Raw genomic sequence first — 19,545 nt, 5'->3', positions numbered from 1 at the left:
GTTAACGGCATTCACCACGTATCGGCATTAACGGCCGACGCACAAAAAAACTTGGATTTCTATAAGAAAGTATTAGGATTAAAGCTCGTCAAAAAATCCGTCAATCAGGATGAACCGACAATGTACCATCTGTTCTACGGAGATGAAGTGGCAAACCCGGGAACTGAGCTGACGTTTTTCGAGATTCCCCGCATTGCACCGTTTCATGCGGGAACAAACAGTATTTCTTCTATTGGTTTGCGCGTCCCAAGCACAGAAGCCCTGCATTACTGGAAAGAACGTTTTGAAGAGCAGCAAGTAACGCACAGCGGCATCTCCAAAAGAGCCGGACGTGACATATTGGCATTTCAAGATCATGAAGGGCAGCGACTTGTGCTGACTGCTGATGAGGAAGGAAAAGGATATGGCCTGCCTGTTGAGCAGAGCGGCATTCCGGAAGAATTTTCGTTTCGCGGGTTAGGGCCGGTTGAACTGACTGTGCCATATGCTGAACCAACTTTACACGTATTGACGAATATTCTTGGATTTACAGAAATCAGCCGTGAACCAGTCGAAGGGCAAGGAACCGCCGTTATTCTGGAATCAGGAGAAGGCGGTGCTGCAACGGAAATCCATTTAATAGAAAGAAACGATCTTCCGCGCGAGCGTCAAGGCAAAGGGAGTGTTCACCACGTCGCATTTCGGGTAAGAGATGAAGAAGAACTTGCCGGGTGGCACCGGATCATCAGCCGCGAAGGCTTTAGCAATTCCGGCATTGTGGAGCGCTACTATTTCAAGGCGCTGTATTTCAGAGAACCGAACGGCATTTTGTTCGAGTTATCAACGGACGGACCGGGCTTTATGGTAGATGAAAATCTTGATGAGCTTGGCCAAACGATCGCTCTTCCGCCATATCTTGAGCATCGAAGAGCAGAAATTGAAGCGAAATTGAAACCGATCCAATAAATTGTGATTCATTTGCCTTCCGGCGCGCCGGAGGGCTTTTTTATTTTGGGAAAACGCATCGCCGATTACGATTTGGAGAAAGGGCTAGAAACCAGCTGTATATAGGATGATTGGCATGAAATGGCCTCGGCAAAAATATTGTCTTTGTTTATTAATAGTTTATTCATATTTGCTTGTTACACTATTTCCAAGTTAGCCAAAAGGAGTGAAAAACACGTGGAAAAGAAAAAACGCGAGCTGGATATTTTCCTCATCCTCATTTTGCTCGCATCTGCATTCTTAAATATCTATAACATCTGGAATGATGATACGGTGAATCCTTATTACACCGCTGCAGTCACAAGTATGATGCAAAGCTTTCATAATTTTTTCTATGCCTCATTCGACGCGGCGGGGTTTATAACGGTTGATAAACCGCCTATTACGTTTCAGATACAAACCATCAGCGCACTTATATTCGGTATGCACGGCTGGAGCGTCATCCTGCCTCAGGCACTTGCTGGTGTAGGTTCTGTCCTTTTAATGTATCTGTTAATAAAACCGACATTCGGTAAGACAGCAGCAAGAATTGCCTCTTTCATCATGGCATGTACACCGATTGCTGTAGCTGTAGCACGTACAAACAATGTTGATGCATTACTGGTATTTTTCTTATTGCTTGCTACATGGCTTCTCTTTAAAGCGATCAGAAAAGGAAAGCTGATCTGGCTGTTAGCAGCATTTTTCGTTGTTGGAGTAGGATTTAATACAAAAATGCTGCAGGCTTACATGATTTTACCGGCTTTCTTATTGTTCTATCTGATTGCGGCAAACGCCACAATCAAGAAAAAAATCGTTTCATTGGTAAGTGCGTTAGCCGTATTAGCAGCCGTTTCGTTATCGTGGCCGCTCATTGTCGACAATATCCCTGCAAGCAAGCGGCCTTATATCGGAAGCAGCCAAACCAACTCTGTTTTGGAATTGGCTTTCGGCTATAACGGAATCCAGCGGCTGACAGGCCAAAATTCAGGCGGCGGCCAGGGTGCGCCAAACAAAGACGCTTCAAAAGAAATGTCTTCTTCTGATAACACTCAAGCACCGCCTAATCAGTCATCAAGCAACAGCTCATCAAGCGATGGTAAATCCTCAAATGGCAATATGGCGGCGCCTCCATCCAATGGCCAAATGCCAAGCGGCGGTCAAGGAGGCCCTCCAAGCGGCGGAGATGGCGGCCAAGGCGGACCCGGCGGAGACGGAGGGAAAGGCGGTACAGGAACCGGTTCGAAAATGCAATCAGGTTCAGGGATGTTTGGAACGGGAACACCTGGTCCACTGCGGCTTTTCCAACAAGAGTTATCTGATCAAATCAGCTGGCTTCTGCCATTTGCGATTTTTGGAATCGCAGGCTTACTGATCGCTGGCGCGAGAGAAAGAAGAAGATTATCTATAGAGCAGAAGGAAACGGTGTTCTGGGTTGCGTGGCTTGTACCGATTGCCGGATTCTTCAGTGTCGCAGAATTTTTCCATCATTATTATCTCATCATGCTGGCACCGCCGATTGCGGCTCTTGTCGGTGCGGGATGGGTTGCTCTTGTTCATCTGTACCGCAATCAGACAGGCTGGAAAGCATGGCTTTTGCCGGGAGCAATTATTGCGACAACTGGATTTGAATTGTTTATTCTCAGAAACTACAACGATCAAATCGGTGCAGGCTGGAGCATCGGTGTAGGTGTTATCGGCGCGTTGTCAGCGATTGCTTTGCTGCTGTTTAAACAGCGCCAAAAACCGTTCAGTTATTATGTTTCACTTGCAGCTCTCCTCGCATTGCTGGTGATGCCGATTTATTGGGCAAGTACGCCACTTCTGTACGGAGGCAACAGCTCACTGCCTGAAACAGGCCCTCAGCTCGCATCAATGAGCGGAAAAGGCATGGGAATGTCTGATGCGACTGTAAATGAAAAACTGATCAAATATCTAGAGGAGAATAACTCCGGAGCTGAATACCTATTTGCCACAACCGATTCGAACACAGCGGCACCATATATCATTAAAACGAAAAAAGCAGTCATGGCTATTGGTGGATACAGCGGTTCTGACCCGGCAATCACACTGACTCAATTCAAAAAACTTGTAAAAGAAGGAAAAGTGAAATACTTCTTGGCTTCTGGAATGGGAAGAGGCGGAAACAATGACATTGTTGAATGGGTTGAGAAAAATGGAAAAGAAGTAGCATCAGAAAAATGGCAATCAAGTTCTGATCAAAAAACAGAAAATACTGATTCGGCTGATACATCAAGCAGCAAGGCTTCAGGTGAAAACGGCAAAATGGGCGGACCTGGCGGAATGAATCAGTCAGCAACATTATACGAACTACATGCTGATGAATAGGAGGCAAAAACATGAGCAGACATATTCAATATTCAATTGTTGTACCTGTGTATAATGAAGAGCTTGTCATTCATGAAACCTATCAGCGCTTAAAAGAGGTCATGGATCAAACGAAGGAAAACTACGAGCTGCTTTTTGTCAACGATGGCAGCAAAGACCGCAGTATTGAGATTTTAAGAGAGCACAGCCTGATCGATCCGAGAGTGAAAATTATTGATTTTTCAAGGAATTTTGGACACCAGATCGCCATTACGGCGGGTATGGATTATGCACAGGGGAATGCAATCGTCGTCATTGACGCCGATTTGCAGGACCCTCCTGAACTGATTTTAGATATGATTGAAAAGTGGAAGGAAGGCTATGAGGTCGTGTACGCCGTGCGGACTAAACGAAAAGGGGAAACCTTTTTCAAAAAACAAACCGCGGCTATGTTTTACCGGCTTCTCAGCGGTATGACAGATATTGATATCCCGATTGATACGGGGGATTTTCGTCTCATGGACAGAAAAGTCTGTGATGAAATGAAGAGATTAAAAGAAAAAAATCCATTTGTCAGAGGGCTAGTCAGCTGGGTGGGCTTTAAACAGACAGCGGTCGAGTATGTACGTGATGAAAGGCTTGCCGGAGAAACAAAGTACCCGCTCAAGAAAATGCTGAAGCTGTCAATGGACGGCATCACGACATTTTCACATAAACCGCTGAAGCTGGCAAGCTATGCTGGGATTTTAATGTCAGGTGCTGGATTTATGTATATGTTTATCGTGCTGTATCTGAAGCTATTCACAGACAGCACGATTACCGGCTGGTCATCACTTATTGTGATCCAGCTCCTGTTCAGCGGCATTGTCCTTCTGATTTTGGGCGTGATCGGCGAATATATCGGCAGAATCTACGATGAAGCCAAAGACAGGCCGCTTTACATCGTCCAAAAATCGTATGGAATTGAAAATAAAAGGCTCTATAGAGACCAGCATATGTCATAACCTCAAACCCCCTGTCCGTAATGGACAGGGGGTTTTTATGCTCTGAGCCCGATCTAAAGCAAAAGATGCTGATAGATATATGGAGATTGGGTAAAGAAGAGATTGTGAGCTTGTACTGCGGTTCAGTCATGCTGAAATAAAAACAGCAAAACTTAAAGATTTCGTCATCGGCTTTGCTGCATGTCAGCTGTTAGATTGGGGGCTTTTAAGAAACGCATGATTAGAGCCGTACCAGTTATGTTTAATAGAATACTGGTACCCAATACAATTCCCCACGTCAACGTCGATTCAGAGAGAAGAAAGCTCAGTAAAAGAAAAGCCAATCCTGCGCAGATCATACTCAGTCCCACGGTTTTCATGTTCATGCCTCCTAGCAAACGATGTTTCTAGCATCTGATGAGAATGATGTCAATCTGTATGATATACGGATATCTCGTCAGAAAGTTTCATAGAGCAATTAGGTCTTTTATCTAATAAAAAGCCTCAGACCGCTTTTACGGCCTGAGGCATTATGTCTTACGAAGTTTTCTCTTCTTTTTGATCCAGTTTAATTTTTTTCGTCATTTCTTTGCCGTTTCGGAGAATTTTCACTTCAACGGTATCACCGATCTTTGCGTCTTTATATAAGATATTGCGCAATTCACTGCCTGTATCAATTTCTTTACCTTTTAGGCCGATGATAATATCCTCCGCTTTTAATCCGGCCTTTTCCGCAGGAGAGCCTGAAGCGACCTCACGGATGTAAACACCTTTATTCAGCTGGCTGCCGAACAGGCCGAGTGTGCCTTCTTGGTAATTTTGCGGCACTTGTTCCAGATCAAGCATGCTGACACCGATATATGGACGTTCAATTTGGCCTTTAGACAGCAGTTCTTCAGCAATCGGTTTTACGTCATTGCTTGGAATGGCAAATCCGATACCCTCAACATCATCTTCACTGATTTTCATACTGTTAATGCCGACGATTTTGCCGTCTGTATTTAACAAAGGACCGCCGCTGTTACCTGGATTAATTGCTGCGTCTGTCTGAATGACGTTAATGCTCGTTTCGCCGGCTGATGTAGACATTGAAACCGTTCTGTCCACGCCGCTTACAATTCCTTGTGTTACTGTGCGGGACAGATCTTTTCCAAGCGGATCCCCAATCGCAATAACGGTCTCGCCTGTTCTGAGATCAGATGAATCACCGAAGTTTGCCACTTTTGTGACGTGGTCATCACTGATTTGGAGGACGGCTAAATCAGTTAACGAGTCACTGCCTACCAGCTTTGCAGTAACCTCAGTGCCGTCATATAAAGATACCTTCAGTGATGATGCCCCTTCTACGACGTGGTTATTTGTAATGATATAAGCCTTGCCATTCTCTTTTTTGAAAATGACACCTGACCCTGAACCGCTTTCTGTATCTTCGCTGGAATCAGAAGAACTAGAGCCGAACAAAGAGCTGTTTGATTGTGCCTGAAGATTTGTAATACCGACAATCGCTGGTGAAAGGTCTTCTACCATATCTGAGATTTTAGAAGAGTCCTCGCTCTTGAATGCAGATGAGCTGCTTGAGCTTTTTTTAGATTCAGAGGAGGTGCTTGTTGCTGTAACAGATTGCGTTTGCTGCTGGCTGGATGATTGTTTTGCAGTGTCCTGAGAATCATGGTCGCCAAGCGGTGTAAACGTGTAAATGCCAAGGGCAAGACTGCCGCCGATCACTCCGCCAAGCAACGGTCTGAACCATCCGAAGCCTCGTTTTTTCTTCTCCTGATCATGAATGACATTGCGGGCCGAGTAGGAGGTGCTCTGATCGTTGTTCTCTTTCGTTAAAAAGACCTCATTCTCATTACCTTTCGTTCTGTTTTCATCACGATAGTTATCCATCATGTTCACTCCGTTTCTCTATTTTCACATGTCTATTTATATTGATAGGTTTATGACTTGAGTTTATCATAAACAAAAACTGTGGGATAAAAATGAAAAGATTATGGGAAATTGTGAAAAAGTGCGGAAAACGGTACACTTCATATTGTATATGAAAGGACTGAGTCGATGGAACAGATTGGATTGATTGGATATGGCAGCATGGCGGATATGATCGCCAGACAGCTGTTGAAACATGAACAAATAAAAGAGAATGAGCTATTTATTGAGACGAGAACGAAGGGGGAGCGGCTGCGGGCACTCATGTCAGATTATCCAAACGTATCGGCTGATCCGTTGGAGAATTGGGCAAATACGTGCCAATTGATTTTGATATGCGTCCCGCCGCTCCATGTCATCGAAACAATGCGCCGTCTGCACCCGTATGTGAACAGAAATACTCACATCGTATCCATAGCTGCCGGTGTGCCGCTGCGTCTTTTGGAGGCAGAAACAGAAGCCGGTATCTCACGTGTTATTCCTGCCATTACGTCCGAAGCAGAAGCTGGCATCTCACTTGTCGTTCACAGTGAAGCACTGGCTGCAGAGAAAAAAGAACGTCTGAATGAATTGTTATCGGTTTTCAGCCGTGTACGAGAAATCAAAGAATCGAATTTAGATGCCGCCAGCAATTTAACGAGCTCGGCACCGGGATTCATAGCGGCAATCTTCGAAGAGCTGGCACTGTCTGCGGTCAGAAGCAGCAGCTTGTCCAAAGAAGAAGCCTTTGATTTTCTGATTCATTCGCTATACGGAACTGGCAAGATGCTGATCGAAAAAAATATGTCTTTCGAGGAGACGCTGGAACGTGTCGCAACCAAAGGCGGAATAACGGGAGAGGGAGCTGAGGTGATACGCGCCTCTGTGCCAGACGTTTTTGATGAGGTGTTTGAAAGAACCCTGAAAAAATATGAACTGCTTACAGAACAGGTTGGTAAACAGACATGAATCCTTGAAAGAGGATTCTTTTTTTATCACTGAATGGTTGAGATTTTCCCCAGTTATATTGCATTTTTCCTCTTTTTTTAATATAATTTGTTGGAATATTCATAATTTAGTAAAAAAGGAGGAGCGTTATGAAATTGTACATGTCAGTAGATATGGAAGGTATTTCGGGTCTTCCGGACGATACCTTTGTGGATTCCGGCAAGCGGAATTATGAACGCGGACGGCTTATCATGACTGAAGAAGCAAACTACTGTATTGCTGAAGCGTTTAACAGCGGGTGTACCGAGGTGCTGGTCAATGACAGTCATTCGAAGATGAATAATCTGATGGTTGAAAAGCTTCACCCTGAAGCAGACTTGATTTCTGGTGACGTCAAACCATTTTCAATGGTGGAGGGACTGGATGATACGTTTACAGGCGCTTTGTTTCTCGGTTATCATGCGAGAGCCTCGACTCCCGGTGTCATGTCACACAGCATGATTTTCGGCGTCCGTCATTTTTACATAAACGATCGGCCTGTCGGTGAGCTTGGATTAAATGCATACGTTGCCGGTTATTATGATGTCCCGGTATTAATGGTAGCCGGGGATGACCGGGCGGCGAAGGAAGCGGAAGAGCTTATCCCGAACGTGACGACAGCCGCAGTCAAACAAACCATTTCAAGATCCGCAGTGAAGTGCTTGTCCCCTGCGAAAGCCGGACGGCTGTTGACAGAAAAAACTGCGTTTGCCCTGCAAAACAAGGACAAAGTCAAGCCGCTCACCCCGCCTGACAGGCCAGTTCTGAGCATTGAATTCGCCAATTATGGCCAAGCAGAATGGGCGAATCTGATGCCGGGAACGGAAATCAAGACGGGAACTACAACCGTTCAATTTCAGGCGAAGGACATGCTTGAAGCCTATCAGGCGATGCTTGTCATGACTGAGCTTGCGATGCGGACATCATTCTGCTAAAGGGGTGTTTTAGGCTTTGGCGCGATACATGATAAAGCGTTTTTGGGCAATGGCAGCTACAATTTTGGTGATTACCACCCTGACTTTTGTTCTCATGAAGGTCATTCCCGGATCTCCTTTTAACGAGGAGAGAGGCACAAATGAAGCCGTTCAAAAAAATCTCGAAGCCTACTATCACTTAGACGATCCTCTCATTTTCCAATACATTTTCTACTTAAAATCCATCATTACATTCGATTTCGGACCTTCAATTAAAAAACCGTCGGACAGCGTAAATGATATGCTGGAACGCGGATTTCCCGTTTCCTTTGAGCTTGGGATGACAGCGATTGTCATTGCTGTGATTTCTGGGCTGGTGCTGGGCGTAATCGCTGCACTCCGCCGCAATGGCTTTTTGGACTACGCCGCGATGAGTCTTGCAGTACTCGGCATCTCCATCCCGAATTTTATTCTGGCAACATTGCTCATTCAGCAATTTGCTGTCAATCTCAAACTATTTCCTGCTGCGACATGGACGAGCCCGATTCATATGGTGCTTCCGACCGCAGCGCTTGCTGTAGGGCCAATGGCGATCATTGCCAGGCTGACACGGTCGAGCATGGTCGAAGTTCTGACACAGGATTATATCCGCACAGCAAAAGCAAAAGGGCTTTCTCCATTCAAAATTATCGTAAAACACGCACTCAGAAATGCACTCATGCCCGTCATTACCGTCCTGGGCACACTCGTCGCCAGCATCTTAACAGGAAGCTTTGTCATTGAAAAAATCTTTGCCATTCCGGGAATGGGAAAATATTTTGTTGAAAGCATTAATCAGCGGGACTATCCCGTGATTATGGGAACGACCGTTTTTTACAGCGTCATTCTGATTATCATGCTGTTTTTGGTCGATTTGGCCTACGGTCTCTTAGACCCGCGCATTAAACTGCATAAGAAAGGGTGAAGCGTGTGAATCTCCCTGTACAAACGGATGAACGCCAGCCAGAACAGCACAATCAGGTGCCTGATGAGTGGTTTGTCTTGAATCAGGAAAAAAATCGGGAAGCCGATTCGGTCAAGCGGCCGAGTTTGTCATACACGCAGGATGCCTGGAGGAGGCTGAAAAAAAATAAATTAGCGATGGCCGGACTCTTTATTCTTTTATTTCTTTTTGTCATGGCAGTTATCGGGCCCTTTTTATCGCCCCATAGTGTCGTACGCCAATCGCTGACAGAACAAAATCTTCCGCCCTCAGCCGATCATTGGTTCGGCACCGATGAACTCGGCCGGGATGTGTTTACCCGAACATGGTATGGCGCGAGAATCTCGTTGTTTGTCGGCGTGATGGCAGCACTGATTGATTTTTTGATCGGTGTCATTTACGGAGGCGTTGCCGGCTATAAAGGCGGCAGGGTTGACAGCATTATGATGCGGATTATCGAAGTGCTGTACGGCCTGCCGTACCTGCTTGTTGTCATTTTGCTGATGGTGCTCATGGGACCGGGACTGGGCACGATTATTGTGGCGCTGACTGTGACCGGGTGGGTCGGCATGGCGAGAATTGTAAGAGGCCAGGTGCTTCAGATTAAAAATTATGAATATGTACTCGCCTCGAAAACCTTTGGCGCGAAAACCTTTCGCATCATCCGAAAGAATTTGCTGCCGAATACTATGGGGGCGATCATCGTACAAATGACATTAACCGTACCTGCCGCCATATTCGCAGAATCATTTTTAAGCTTTCTCGGCCTCGGCATACAGGCTCCGTTTGCAAGTTGGGGCGTGATGGCGAATGACGGCCTGCCCACGATTTTATCTGGGCATTGGTGGCGCCTGTTTTTTCCGGCCTTTTTCATATCTCTGACGATGTACGCGTTTAATGTGCTGGGGGACGGATTGCAGGATGCGCTTGACCCTAAGCTGAGGAGGTAGCTGTATGGAAAAAGTTCTGTCAGTCCAAAATCTGCACGTGTCTTTTACGACTTACGGCGGGACGGTTCAGGCGGTCAGAGGGGTGAGCTTTGATTTGTATAAAGGAGAAACCTTTGCGATCGTCGGCGAATCCGGCTGCGGCAAAAGCGTTACCTCCCAAAGCATCATGGGCCTGCTTCCGCCTTATTCGGCGAAGGTGACAGACGGCAGCATTCTATTTAAAAACAAAGACCTTTGCCGTCTCTCTGACAAAGAAATGAGAGGTATAAGGGGAGCCGACATTTCTATGATTTTTCAAGACCCGATGACGGCGTTAAACCCTACGCTGACTGTCGGCGACCAGCTGGGGGAAGCGCTATTGCGCCACAAAAAAATGAGCAAAAAAGCGGCACGGAAAGAGGTGCTTTCCATGCTGTCATTGGTTGGTATTCCAGATCCCGAAGAGCGCCTAAAGCAATATCCCCACCAATTCAGCGGCGGCATGAGACAGCGGATTGTCATTGCGATGGCGCTGATTTGCGAGCCTGACATCTTAATTGCGGATGAACCGACCACCGCCCTGGATGTAACCATTCAGGCACAGATTTTAGAGCTGTTTAAAGAGATTCAGAGAAAAACGAATGTGTCTGTCATCCTGATTACACATGATTTAGGGGTCGTTGCCCAGGTAGCTGACAGAGTCGCAGTCATGTATGCCGGGAAAATGGCGGAAATCGGCACGAGAAAAGATATTTTTTATCAGCCGCAGCACCCTTATACAAAAGGACTGCTGGCTTCTGTCCCGCGGCTGGATTTAGATGGAGCGGAGCTGATCCCGATCGACGGAACGCCGCCGGATTTATTTTCGCCTCCGCCGGGCTGCCCGTTTGCCGCCCGCTGTCCGAACAGGATGGTTGTGTGTGACAGGGTGTACCCGGGCCAGACGATCAGATCTGACTCGCACACCGTCAACTGCTGGCTGCAGGATCAACGAGCAGAGCATGCGGTGCTGTCAGGAGATGCGAAGGATTGAACATGAAAAGGGGGAAGAGGATGAAACGAGTGAAAAAGCTATGGGGCATGGGTCTTGCATTAGGACTTTCGTTTGCGCTGATGGGGTGCACAGCAAATGAACAGGCCGGAAAAGAAGGCAGTCATGACAAGGCAAAAACCAGCGGAGAAAAGGTGCTGTATGTAAATAATGAAAATGAACCGACTTCATTCGATCCGCCGATCGGCTTTAATAATGTGTCATGGCAGCCGTTAAATAACATCATGGAGGGGCTGACGCGTCTTGGCAAAGATCATGAGCCCGAGCCGGCAATGGCGGAGAAATGGTCTGTTTCGAAAGATAATAAAACTTACACATTTACGATTCGGGAAAATGCGAAATGGACAAACGGAGATCCTGTAACAGCCGGAGACTTCGAATACGCGTGGAAGCGGATGCTTGATCCGAAAAAAGGCGCTTCATCGGCATTCCTAGGTTATTTTATTGAAGGCGGCGAAGCATATAACAGCGGGAAAGGGAAAAAAGACGATGTGAAGGTGACGGCAAAGGATGATCGAACCCTTGAAGTTACACTGGAAGCACCGCAAAAATATTTTCTGAGCGTTGTGTCCAATCCTGCGTATTTTCCGGTAAATGAAAAGGTCGATAAAGACAATCCGAAGTGGTTTGCTGAGGCAGATACATTTGTCGGAAACGGCCCGTTTAAGCTGACGGAATGGAAGCATGATGACAGCATCACAATGGAGAAAAGCGACACGTATTGGGATAAAGATACAGTGAAGCTTGATAAGGTGAAATGGGCGATGGTCAGTGACAGAAATACAGATTACCAGATGTTTCAATCAGGGGAACTTGATACCGCTTATGTCCCTGCTGAGCTGAGTGATCAGCTGCTTGATCAGGATAACGTCAATATTGTTGACCAGGCGGGTCTCTATTTCTATCGATTTAATGTCAACATGGAGCCATTCCAAAATGAAAACATCAGAAAAGCCTTTGCGATGGCTGTGGATCAAGAGGAAATTGTAAAGTACGTCACGAAAAATAATGAAAAACCGGCGCGCGCCTTTGTATCGCCTGGGTTTACGCAGCCTGACGGCAAAGATTTCCGTGAAGCAGGCGGAGACTTGATCAAGCCTAACGAAAGCAAAGCGAAGCAGCTGCTAGAAAAGGGCATGAAGGAAGAAAACTATAATAAGCTTCCTGCGATCACGCTTACTTACAGCACAAAGCCGGAGCATAAAAAGATTGCCGAAGCTATTCAGCAAAAATTGAAAAATAGCCTTGGAGTCGATGTAAAGCTGGCCAATATGGAATGGAACGTATTTTTAGAGGATCAAAAAGCGCTGAAATTCCAATTCTCTCAAAGCTCATTTTTGCCTGATTATGCGGACCCTATCAGTTTTCTGGAAGCCTTTCAAACGGGTAATTCGATGAACCGCACAGGCTGGGCCAATAAAGAATACGATCAGCTGATCAAACAGGCGAAAAATGAAGCCGATGAAAAAACACGGTTCTCTCTTATGCATCAAGCTGAAGAGCTGCTCATCAATGAAGCGCCGATCATCCCGGTTTATTTTTATAATCAGGTTCACCTGCAAAATGAACAAGTAAAGGGAATTGTCCGTCACCCTGTCGGCTATATCGACTTAAAATGGGCAGATAAAAACTGATGGCGGTGATTGAGGAAATACTGCTTCTTTATGCGAAGGAGCGGTATTTTTTCTCTTTCTTGCACGTATACGTAGGGTGCAGAGCAAATGAAAGGAGTGTTTTCGTTGAATTACAAGCCGAAAGCGTTGAACAAGGGTGATACAGTCGGAGTGATCGCGCCCGCAAGTCCGCCGGATCCAAAAAAGCTTGACACCGCGCTTTTATTTTTAGAAGAGCTCGGTCTTCAGGTGAAGTTGGGCAAGGCGCTGAAAAACCAGCACGGCTATTTAGCGGGACAGGATGATGAGCGGCTGGCGGATCTCCATGAGATGTTCAGAGACGATGAGGTAAAAGCAGTGTTGTGCGCATGCGGGGGTTTTGGGACAGGACGTATCGCCGCGGGCATTGATTTCAGCTTGATCCGCAAACACCCTAAAATCTTTTGGGGATACAGCGATATTACGTTTTTACATACTGCCATTCATCAAAACACAGGTCTTGTCACTTTCCATGGCCCGATGCTCAGCACGGATATTGGCCTTGACGACGTTCACCCGCTGACAAAAGCGTCATATAAGCAGCTCTTCCAGGAGACGGAATTCACCTATACAGAAGAGCTTTCTCCGCTGACCGAGCTTGTTCCTGGAAAAGCGGAAGGCGAGCTTGTCGGGGGAAATCTGTCTTTGCTGACGTCTACACTGGGCACGCCATTTGAAATTGATACGAGAGGAAAGCTTCTGTTTATTGAAGATATTGACGAGGAGCCTTATCAAATCGACCGGATGCTGAATCAGCTGAAAATGGGGGGGAAGCTGACGGACGCGGCGGGAATTCTAGTTTGTGATTTTCACAATTGTGTCCCGGTGAAGCGAGAGAAGTCTCTCTCGCTTGAGCAGGTGCTGGAAGACTATATTATTTCTGCGGGCAGGCCTGCTCTGAGAGGATTTAAAATCGGCCACTGCTCGCCAAGTATTGCCGTTCCGATCGGTGCGAAAGCTGCTATGAATACAGCAGAAAAAACAGCCGTAATAGAGGCGGGCGTTTCAGAAGGGGCGCTGAAGACATGAAAATCATTCGAATCGAAACAAGCCGAATCGCTGTCCCGCTGACAAAGCCGTTTAAAACCGCACTTCGCACTGTGTATACGGCTGAATCAGTCATAGTAAGGATTACTTATGACAGCGGTGCAGTCGGATGGGGAGAAGCACCCCCGACGTTAGTGATTACAGGAGACAGCATGGATAGCATTGAAAGTGCCATCCACCATGTGTTGAAGCCGGCATTGCTTGGAAAAAGCCTGGCGGGCTATGAGGCCATTCTGCACGACATCCAGCATCTTCTTACAGGAAATATGAGCGCGAAGGCTGCTGTAGAAATGGCTCTATACGACGGCTGGGCGCAGATGTGCGGGCTGCCGCTTTATCAAATGCTTGGCGGATATCGAGATACGCTGGAAACAGATTATACTGTCAGTGTCAACTCACCTGAAGAGATGGCAGCTGATGCCGAGAATTATCTCAAACAAGGCTTTCAAACGCTGAAAATAAAGGTCGGAAAAGATGATATTGCAACAGATATCGCCCGTATCCAGGAAATCAGAAAACGTGTCGGATCAGCTGTGAAACTGCGTTTAGACGCTAATCAGGGGTGGAGGCCGAAGGAAGCGGTAACTGCCATTCGGAAAATGGAGGATGCGGGCCTAGGCATTGAGCTTGTCGAGCAGCCTGTCCATAAAGATGATCTCGCTGGGCTTAAAAAGGTGACAGATGCAACAGATACGCCGATTATGGCTGATGAAAGTGTTTTTACACCGCGCCAGGCGTTCGAAGTTCTGCAAACCCGGAGCGCAGACTTGATCAATATTAAATTGATGAAAGCGGGCGGCATCAGCGGAGCAGAGAAAATTAATGCCATGGCGGAGGCCTGCGGGGTGGAGTGTATGGTCGGCAGCATGATCGAAACGAAGCTGGGCATTACGGCCGCGGCGCATTTTGCGGCAAGCAAGAGAAACATCACACGCTTTGATTTTGACGCGCCGCTGATGCTGAAAACAGATGTATTCAATGGCGGCATAACATATAGCGGCAGCACGATTTCGATGCCTGGCAAACCGGGCCTCGGAATCATCGGGGCTGCGCTTTTGAAAGGGGAAAAAGAGCAATGATGCACACTGTCATATCAGCAGTGGCCAACATCTGGACAGCGCCTGATTCACCTCGTCCGTCTGATCAATTCATGCTTCAACCGACTGTAATGATCAGAGACTGGCTGGAGCGCATGACGTATGATGAACGGCTTGGATTATGTACAGACAATGTAATCCAAACTCAGGTTCTCTTTGGCGAAAAGGTACTTGTGACGGCGGAACAGGGGGAATGGGTTTCTGTGATCGTGCCTAGCCAGCCATCCCGAAAGGATCCGCGCGGATACCCGGGCTGGATGAAAAAGTACCAGCTGGAAAAAACAAAGCCCATCCATACACAACACGATGTGATGATCAGCAAACCTGCTGCCTTTTTGTACAGAAGCAATGGGGAAAAGGAGATCGAATTAAGCTTTTTGACAGTTCTGCCCCTTATTGCAAAAGAAAACGGATATTTTAAGGTTTCGACCGTTTTTGGGGAAAGGTTTGTGAGGCAAAGTGATGCAGTGCCTGTCAGCCAACAGAAAGGGACTGCTGAAGACATCATTCAAACGGGTGCGTTTTTTCTTGGCCTTCCCTACCTGTGGGGAGGGATCAGCGGGTTTGGGTTTGATTGCTCCGGATTTATGTACAGTATATTTAAGGCGAATGGATACAGCATCCCCCGTGATGCGGGAGATCAGGCTAAGGCAGGGAAGGGTGTCCCGCTTGATGATATGAAAGCCGGTGATCTGCTGTTTTTTGCTTATGAGGAAGGAAAAGGAGCGATTCATCACGTCGGTCTGTATGTAGGCGGCGGGAAAATGCTTCATTCTCCAAAGACAGGGAAGTCAATCGAAATCCTCACATTAACAGAGACAATCTATGAAAAAGAATTATGTGCGGTGCGCCGCTGTTTTTCAGAATAAGGAGGGAGACAAATGAGGCGACTGCCTTTGTTAGAGGTCAGCCAGCTGAAAATGCATTTTGACGCAGGGAAAAAGCGGACAGTCAAAGCTGTCGACGGGGTCACCTTTCAGATTCGTGAAGGAGAAACGTTCGGGCTAGTCGGGGAATCAGGGTGCGGGAAATCAACCTTGGGGAGAGTGCTGATGCGCCTTTATCAGCCGACAGAAGGAAGCGTGACATACCGCGGCACAAATCTTCATGCACTAAGTGAAAAAGAGCAGTTTGCCTTCAACCGCAAACTGCAGATGATTTTTCAGGACCCTTATGCTTCACTTAACCCGCGCATGACCGTTCGAGAAATTATTTTGGAGCCGATGGAGATTCATAATCTCTACAATACCCATAAAGCACGGCTTCTCGTCGTGGACGAGCTGCTTGAGGCAGTTGGGCTTCACCCCGATTTTGGCAGCCGTTATCCGCATGAATTCAGCGGCGGGCAAAGGCAGAGAATCGGGATTGCGAGAGCACTGTCGCTGAATCCTGAATTTATCGTGGCGGACGAACCGATTTCTGCACTTGATGTCTCTGTTCAAGCGCAGGTGGTCAACCTGCTGAAGCGGCTTCAAAAAGAGAAAGGGCTTACGTTTTTATTCATTGCCCATGATCTTTCGATGGTGAAGCATATCAGTGACAGGATCGGTGTTATGTACTTAGGGCACATGATGGAAATTACAGAGAGCGGCACCTTGTATCGTGAACCGCTCCATCCCTATACAAAGGCGCTTTTGTCCTCGATTCCGATTCCAGATCCTGAATTGGAGGACAAGCGTGAGCGTATTCTCTTGAAAGGGGAGCTGCCGAGCCCGGTCAATCCGCCAAGCGGCTGCGTGTTTCGTACCCGCTGTCCGGAGGCGATGCCTGAATGTGGAGAATCTCGTCCCCAGCTTCAAGAAATCGAACCCGGCCGTTTTGTCGCTTGCCATTTGTATCGAAATGCTGAAACGAAGGAAAAAGTAAGATAAATAAAAAGAGTGGCTCCTTTTTACTAGAGCCACTCCATTTGTTTATACTTGATGTAAAAACTTTACACAAACCGGGTAAGGGACAGAAACCGTTGATGGGAGGAGTGTCAATCGGCCGGTTTCTTTGTCTCTTTCAAACAAGACAAGGTTGCCTGTTTCTTCATTTGAAGCAACGAGGAACCCTTCCGTTGGGTCAAATACAAAGTCACGAGGCCAGTTTCCTTCTGTCGACACTCTTTCTACGAAAGCCAGCTCTCCTGAATATTGATTCACTTCAAATACGGCGATACTGTCATGGCCGCGGTTTGCGACATAAACAAAACGTCCGTCCTGCGTGACATGTATTGCGCTTCCCTGGCTGTTATCTGTAAAATCATCAGGGATGGCAGAAACGACTTGGATTTCTCTAAATTCGCCGGCTGTCGGGTTGTATTCAAGCGCAATCACTTCATTGCTTAATTCTGTCATGACATAAGCGTATTTTTCTTTCGGATGAAAAGCGATATGGCGAGGTCCTGCACCGGGAGCGAAGGAATGGCTTCCGGATTCAGTCAACACACCGTCTTTAAGCTTATAGGTGTAGAGCTTATCTATACCTAAATCAACCGCTACCACATAATTGTGTTCAGGTGTGAACCCCGCGTAGTGTGTATGCGGTTTTTCTTGTCTTTCGTGCGGCCCTTTTCCTGTGTGAGCGGCCTCTGAAACAGGTGATTGCAAGCTGCCGTCTTCCTGAACCGGAAAAACGTGTACCTTCCCGCTGTGATAATTGGCAGTCAGTACGAATTGATTTTGATCATCAACGCTTACGTGGCATGGCGAAGGGCCATCAATTAACTGATGATTCAGAAATGTCAATTCGCCGCTGTTTTTATCGATTTGATAGGCAGCAACTCCGCCTTGGCCGTCTGCTTTTTCGATGGAATAAAGGATGGTGTTGTTTTTATTCGTCGCCACATATGTCGGGTTGCCCAGCTTAGCGGCCAGCTTTGGCTCGCTGAGTGCTTTTTTCTCAGTATCAAGCTCAAATGAATAAATTCCTTCGCTTCCGCCTTTTGTATATGTTCCCACATATCCTATGTATTTTGTCATGCGATTTCCCCCTTAAAAATGATGTCACCTCTATATTAACGTATCTTGATAAAATAAGCTGTTCAAAACATGAAAAAGGGGAAGATTCTTCATTCGCCTCGAATCAGCGGCATTGTGCAGCACCTGAAGGAGCCGCCTGATTTAATAATTTCTGACAGGTCAATTTCGATAATGTGATAGCCTCTTTTCGATAGCTGTTGATTGACATGGCGGTTGCCAGGGAGACTGATGATCGTTTTTTTTCCGATTGAAAGGACGTTGGTGCCAAGCGTAAATTGTTCGTCCTCGGGCACCTCAATAAGATCATAACGTTTTGCCAGCATATCGGCTGCATCTGGCTCAATGGCCTGTGAATAAATTAACGCTTCGCTTTCAGATATAATGTTAAATACGCAGTCCAAATGCAAAAATTTTTCATGAAGCTTCACTGGAACGATCGTATATTCAGGAAGTGCCTCTTCCAGCTGGCCGATAGCTGAAATGTCGGTGCGCTGGCTGATTCCGACATAGACAATGTCATCATCGATAATGACGTCTCCGCCTTCAATACTCGTATCAAGCATGCGGGTGTAAGAGATACCTTGGCTGTGAAAAAAATCTTTTATAACGGCTTCTTCTCCTTGGCGAATCGGTTCAGTCATGCTTGACAGAAAGGCTTTTTCTCCGATGACAAATCCTATGTCCCTAGTAAAAACCTGTTCTGGGAGTCCGTCGCGAACGGGCAAAAGGACGACCTCAACGTTGTGTGACCTAAGTGCCTCCACTAAGCGGCTGTGCTGGTCGTTAGCGGTTTTTACATGAATATTGTCATCTTCAAAATGTTTTTGTGTTTCGTTTATAACATCTTTTATGGTCATGTGCTCAGGTTTGCATAAGATCACTTTTTGAAGTGTGCCGTATTCCGTTCGGCATACCGTTTTGTGCTGAGATTTCGGGATGGATACGTCCATTTGTTTTTCCTCCTAAAGTGTGAAGAATACATTTATTATTCCCTCATCATGAAAATCATTAAACCATTTTAAATTTTAGACAAATGGAAGAGAATATTGTTTAATAGGAGAATATAAGTGCATTTAGCTAAAAGATCAGACATCAAAGGGGAGAAAGGTATGGAAACACCGGAAACAAGATTTTGTAAAGAGTCAAAGGTTGTGAAAACCAGCAGGGTGTTCCCGCTTGACACGAACAACCATAATACGCTGTTTGGCGGAAAATTAATGAGCTACATAGACGACATTGCCTCTATTTCAGCGGCGCGCCATTGCAGACGTGAAACGGTAACAGCTTCAATGGATTCTGTAGATTTTTTAAAGCCGATCGGGCAAAAGGATTCTGTCTGCCTAGAGTCATATGTGACATGGGTCGGCACATCTTCCATGGAAGTATTTGTGAAAGTTATTAAGGAGCATTTGATGACTGGCGAACGGGAACTCGCTGCCACATCCTTTTTGACATTTGTCGCATTAGATTCAAATGGCAAGCCGGTGCCTGTACCGAGGGTTGTACCGGAAACAGAAGAAGAAATCATGCTGCATAATACAGCTGTACAGCGTGCTAATGAACGTAAGAACCGCAAGAGACACAGCCAGGCGCTTGCAAATGCGCTCGGAACTGATAAGCCTTGGTGAACGTTAAACCCAAAACATAAGTTGTTTTGGGTTTTTTTGTACTTTTCAATGGTGATTATTACAATGGTTAGTCCGTTTTTGCTAGGGGATTCTATAAAAAAGCAACAAATGTC

The 19,545-nt window shown here is 46.4% G+C and carries 18 protein-coding genes and 1 pseudogene; 15 read left to right on the top strand and 4 right to left on the bottom strand.

Translation table 11 applies throughout. From position 1 onward, the window contains the following. From RAC86_RS19670 to RAC86_RS19655, 4 genes and pseudogenes are all read left to right on the top strand, one after another. Positions 1–945 (top strand): ring-cleaving dioxygenase (locus tag RAC86_RS19670; RefSeq protein WP_377885959.1); only part of this gene is annotated, 945 nt, incomplete at its 5' end. Between the two features lie 108 nt (positions 946–1,053). After that, positions 1,054–1,149 (top strand): annotated as a pseudogene (locus RAC86_RS19665) (hypothetical protein); the annotation flags it as partial. 12 nt (positions 1,150–1,161) lie between these two features. Then, entirely contained in the window at positions 1,162–3,312 is a 2,151-nt protein-coding gene (locus RAC86_RS19660) for a glycosyltransferase family 39 protein (RefSeq protein ID WP_015715746.1), read from the top strand. 11 nt (positions 3,313–3,323) lie between these two features. After that, a complete protein-coding gene (locus RAC86_RS19655) occupies positions 3,324–4,295 on the top strand; it encodes a glycosyltransferase family 2 protein (RefSeq protein WP_080529231.1) in 972 nt (323 codons plus the stop codon). 164 nt (positions 4,296–4,459) lie between these two features. Here RAC86_RS19655 and RAC86_RS19650 read toward each other — a convergent pair whose 3' ends face one another. Then, entirely contained in the window at positions 4,460–4,654 is a 195-nt protein-coding gene (locus tag RAC86_RS19650; RefSeq protein ID WP_033884949.1) for a hypothetical protein, read from the bottom strand. A gap of 157 nt (positions 4,655–4,811) precedes the next feature. Beyond that, positions 4,812–6,164 (bottom strand): serine protease HtrA, encoded by a 1,353-nt coding sequence (gene htrA, locus RAC86_RS19645; RefSeq protein ID WP_377885958.1) that lies wholly within the window; start codon positions 6,162–6,164, stop codon positions 4,812–4,814. A gap of 168 nt (positions 6,165–6,332) precedes the next feature. On the opposite strand from htrA, the gene proG reads away from it, so the two are divergent. The 10 genes from proG to RAC86_RS19595 all read left to right on the top strand — a co-directional run bounded on the left by proG (position 6,333) and on the right by RAC86_RS19595 (position 16,712). After that, complete coding sequence (gene proG, locus RAC86_RS19640) at positions 6,333–7,151, top strand: pyrroline-5-carboxylate reductase ProG (protein WP_029727042.1); 819 nt, start codon at positions 6,333–6,335, stop codon at positions 7,149–7,151. 128 nt (positions 7,152–7,279) lie between these two features. Then, positions 7,280–8,104 carry a D-aminopeptidase DppA gene (gene dppA, locus RAC86_RS19635; RefSeq protein ID WP_014479576.1) on the top strand — a complete coding sequence of 275 codons (825 nt, stop codon included), beginning with the start codon at positions 7,280–7,282 and terminating at the stop codon, positions 8,102–8,104. 16 nt (positions 8,105–8,120) lie between these two features. Then, positions 8,121–9,047, top strand: a complete 927-nt coding sequence (gene dppB / locus RAC86_RS19630) for a dipeptide ABC transporter permease DppB (protein ID WP_003245446.1) — start codon at positions 8,121–8,123, stop codon at positions 9,045–9,047. A 5-nt stretch (positions 9,048–9,052) separates the two neighbouring features. Then, positions 9,053–10,015, top strand: coding sequence for a dipeptide ABC transporter permease DppC (dppC, locus tag RAC86_RS19625; protein WP_029727041.1), 963 nt, complete (start codon positions 9,053–9,055; stop codon positions 10,013–10,015). Positions 10,016–10,019: 4 nt separating this feature from the next. Next, entirely contained in the window at positions 10,020–11,027 is a 1,008-nt protein-coding gene (gene dppD, locus RAC86_RS19620) for a dipeptide ABC transporter ATP-binding subunit DppD (protein WP_029727040.1), read from the top strand. A gap of 2 nt (positions 11,028–11,029) precedes the next feature. After that, positions 11,030–12,679, top strand: coding sequence for a dipeptide ABC transporter substrate-binding protein DppE (gene dppE / locus RAC86_RS19615; protein ID WP_072174130.1), 1,650 nt, complete (start codon positions 11,030–11,032; stop codon positions 12,677–12,679). 87 nt (positions 12,680–12,766) lie between these two features. Beyond that, positions 12,767–13,726: a S66 peptidase family protein gene (locus RAC86_RS19610; protein ID WP_009967072.1), complete on the top strand. Its 960-nt coding sequence runs from the start codon at positions 12,767–12,769 to the stop codon at positions 13,724–13,726. Further along, positions 13,723–14,823 carry an L-Ala-D/L-Glu epimerase gene (gene ykfB / locus RAC86_RS19605; RefSeq protein WP_003244980.1) on the top strand — a complete coding sequence of 367 codons (1,101 nt, stop codon included), beginning with the start codon at positions 13,723–13,725 and terminating at the stop codon, positions 14,821–14,823. Before RAC86_RS19610 ends, ykfB begins: the two co-directional genes overlap by 4 nt. Beyond that, on the top strand, positions 14,820–15,710 hold the full coding sequence (gene eepC, locus RAC86_RS19600) for a gamma-D-glutamyl-L-lysine dipeptidyl-peptidase (RefSeq protein WP_003245577.1): 891 nt from the start codon (positions 14,820–14,822) through the stop codon (positions 15,708–15,710). Before ykfB ends, eepC begins: the two co-directional genes overlap by 4 nt. A gap of 12 nt (positions 15,711–15,722) precedes the next feature. After that, positions 15,723–16,712, top strand: coding sequence for an ABC transporter ATP-binding protein (locus tag RAC86_RS19595; protein WP_009967074.1), 990 nt, complete (start codon positions 15,723–15,725; stop codon positions 16,710–16,712). A 42-nt stretch (positions 16,713–16,754) separates the two neighbouring features. Here the strand turns inward: RAC86_RS19595 and pgl are convergent, their stop codons facing one another. Beyond that, complete coding sequence (gene pgl / locus RAC86_RS19590) at positions 16,755–17,804, bottom strand: 6-phosphogluconolactonase (RefSeq protein WP_003244689.1); 1,050 nt, start codon at positions 17,802–17,804, stop codon at positions 16,755–16,757. A gap of 89 nt (positions 17,805–17,893) precedes the next feature. Beyond that, a complete protein-coding gene (locus tag RAC86_RS19585) occupies positions 17,894–18,754 on the bottom strand; it encodes a dimethylarginine dimethylaminohydrolase family protein (protein WP_003245320.1) in 861 nt (286 codons plus the stop codon). A gap of 159 nt (positions 18,755–18,913) precedes the next feature. Between RAC86_RS19585 and RAC86_RS19580 the strand changes: the two genes are divergently transcribed. Beyond that, complete coding sequence (locus tag RAC86_RS19580) at positions 18,914–19,432, top strand: acyl-CoA thioesterase (protein WP_003244690.1); 519 nt, start codon at positions 18,914–18,916, stop codon at positions 19,430–19,432. Positions 19,433–19,545 lie beyond the last annotated feature (113 nt).

This window comes from Bacillus sp. LR_5, assembly GCF_042709275.1.
This window is presented reverse-complemented; position numbering and strand designations above follow the sequence as displayed.

Bases quoted from the DNA above. Each gene is read 5' to 3' on its own strand.
- RAC86_RS19580 (WP_003244690.1), top strand. From the start codon at position 18,914: ATGGAAACACCGGAAACAAGATTTTGTAAAGAGTCAAAGGTTGTGAAA.
- RAC86_RS19650 (WP_033884949.1), bottom strand. From the start codon at position 4,654: ATGAAAACCGTGGGACTGAGTATGATCTGCGCAGGATTGGCTTTTCTT.
- RAC86_RS19610 (WP_009967072.1), top strand. From the start codon at position 12,767: ATGAAAGGAGTGTTTTCGTTGAATTACAAGCCGAAAGCGTTGAACAAG.
- ykfB (WP_003244980.1), top strand. From the start codon at position 13,723: ATGAAAATCATTCGAATCGAAACAAGCCGAATCGCTGTCCCGCTGACA.
- RAC86_RS19595 (WP_009967074.1), top strand. From the start codon at position 15,723: ATGAGGCGACTGCCTTTGTTAGAGGTCAGCCAGCTGAAAATGCATTTT.
- dppD (WP_029727040.1), top strand. From the start codon at position 10,020: ATGGAAAAAGTTCTGTCAGTCCAAAATCTGCACGTGTCTTTTACGACT.
- eepC (WP_003245577.1), top strand. From the start codon at position 14,820: ATGATGCACACTGTCATATCAGCAGTGGCCAACATCTGGACAGCGCCT.
- proG (WP_029727042.1), top strand. From the start codon at position 6,333: ATGGAACAGATTGGATTGATTGGATATGGCAGCATGGCGGATATGATC.
- pgl (WP_003244689.1), bottom strand. From the start codon at position 17,804: ATGACAAAATACATAGGATATGTGGGAACATATACAAAAGGCGGAAGC.
- dppE (WP_072174130.1), top strand. From the start codon at position 11,030: ATGAAAAGGGGGAAGAGGATGAAACGAGTGAAAAAGCTATGGGGCATG.
- RAC86_RS19585 (WP_003245320.1), bottom strand. From the start codon at position 18,754: ATGGACGTATCCATCCCGAAATCTCAGCACAAAACGGTATGCCGAACG.
- RAC86_RS19655 (WP_080529231.1), top strand. From the start codon at position 3,324: ATGAGCAGACATATTCAATATTCAATTGTTGTACCTGTGTATAATGAA.
- dppA (WP_014479576.1), top strand. From the start codon at position 7,280: ATGAAATTGTACATGTCAGTAGATATGGAAGGTATTTCGGGTCTTCCG.
- htrA (WP_377885958.1), bottom strand. From the start codon at position 6,164: ATGGATAACTATCGTGATGAAAACAGAACGAAAGGTAATGAGAATGAG.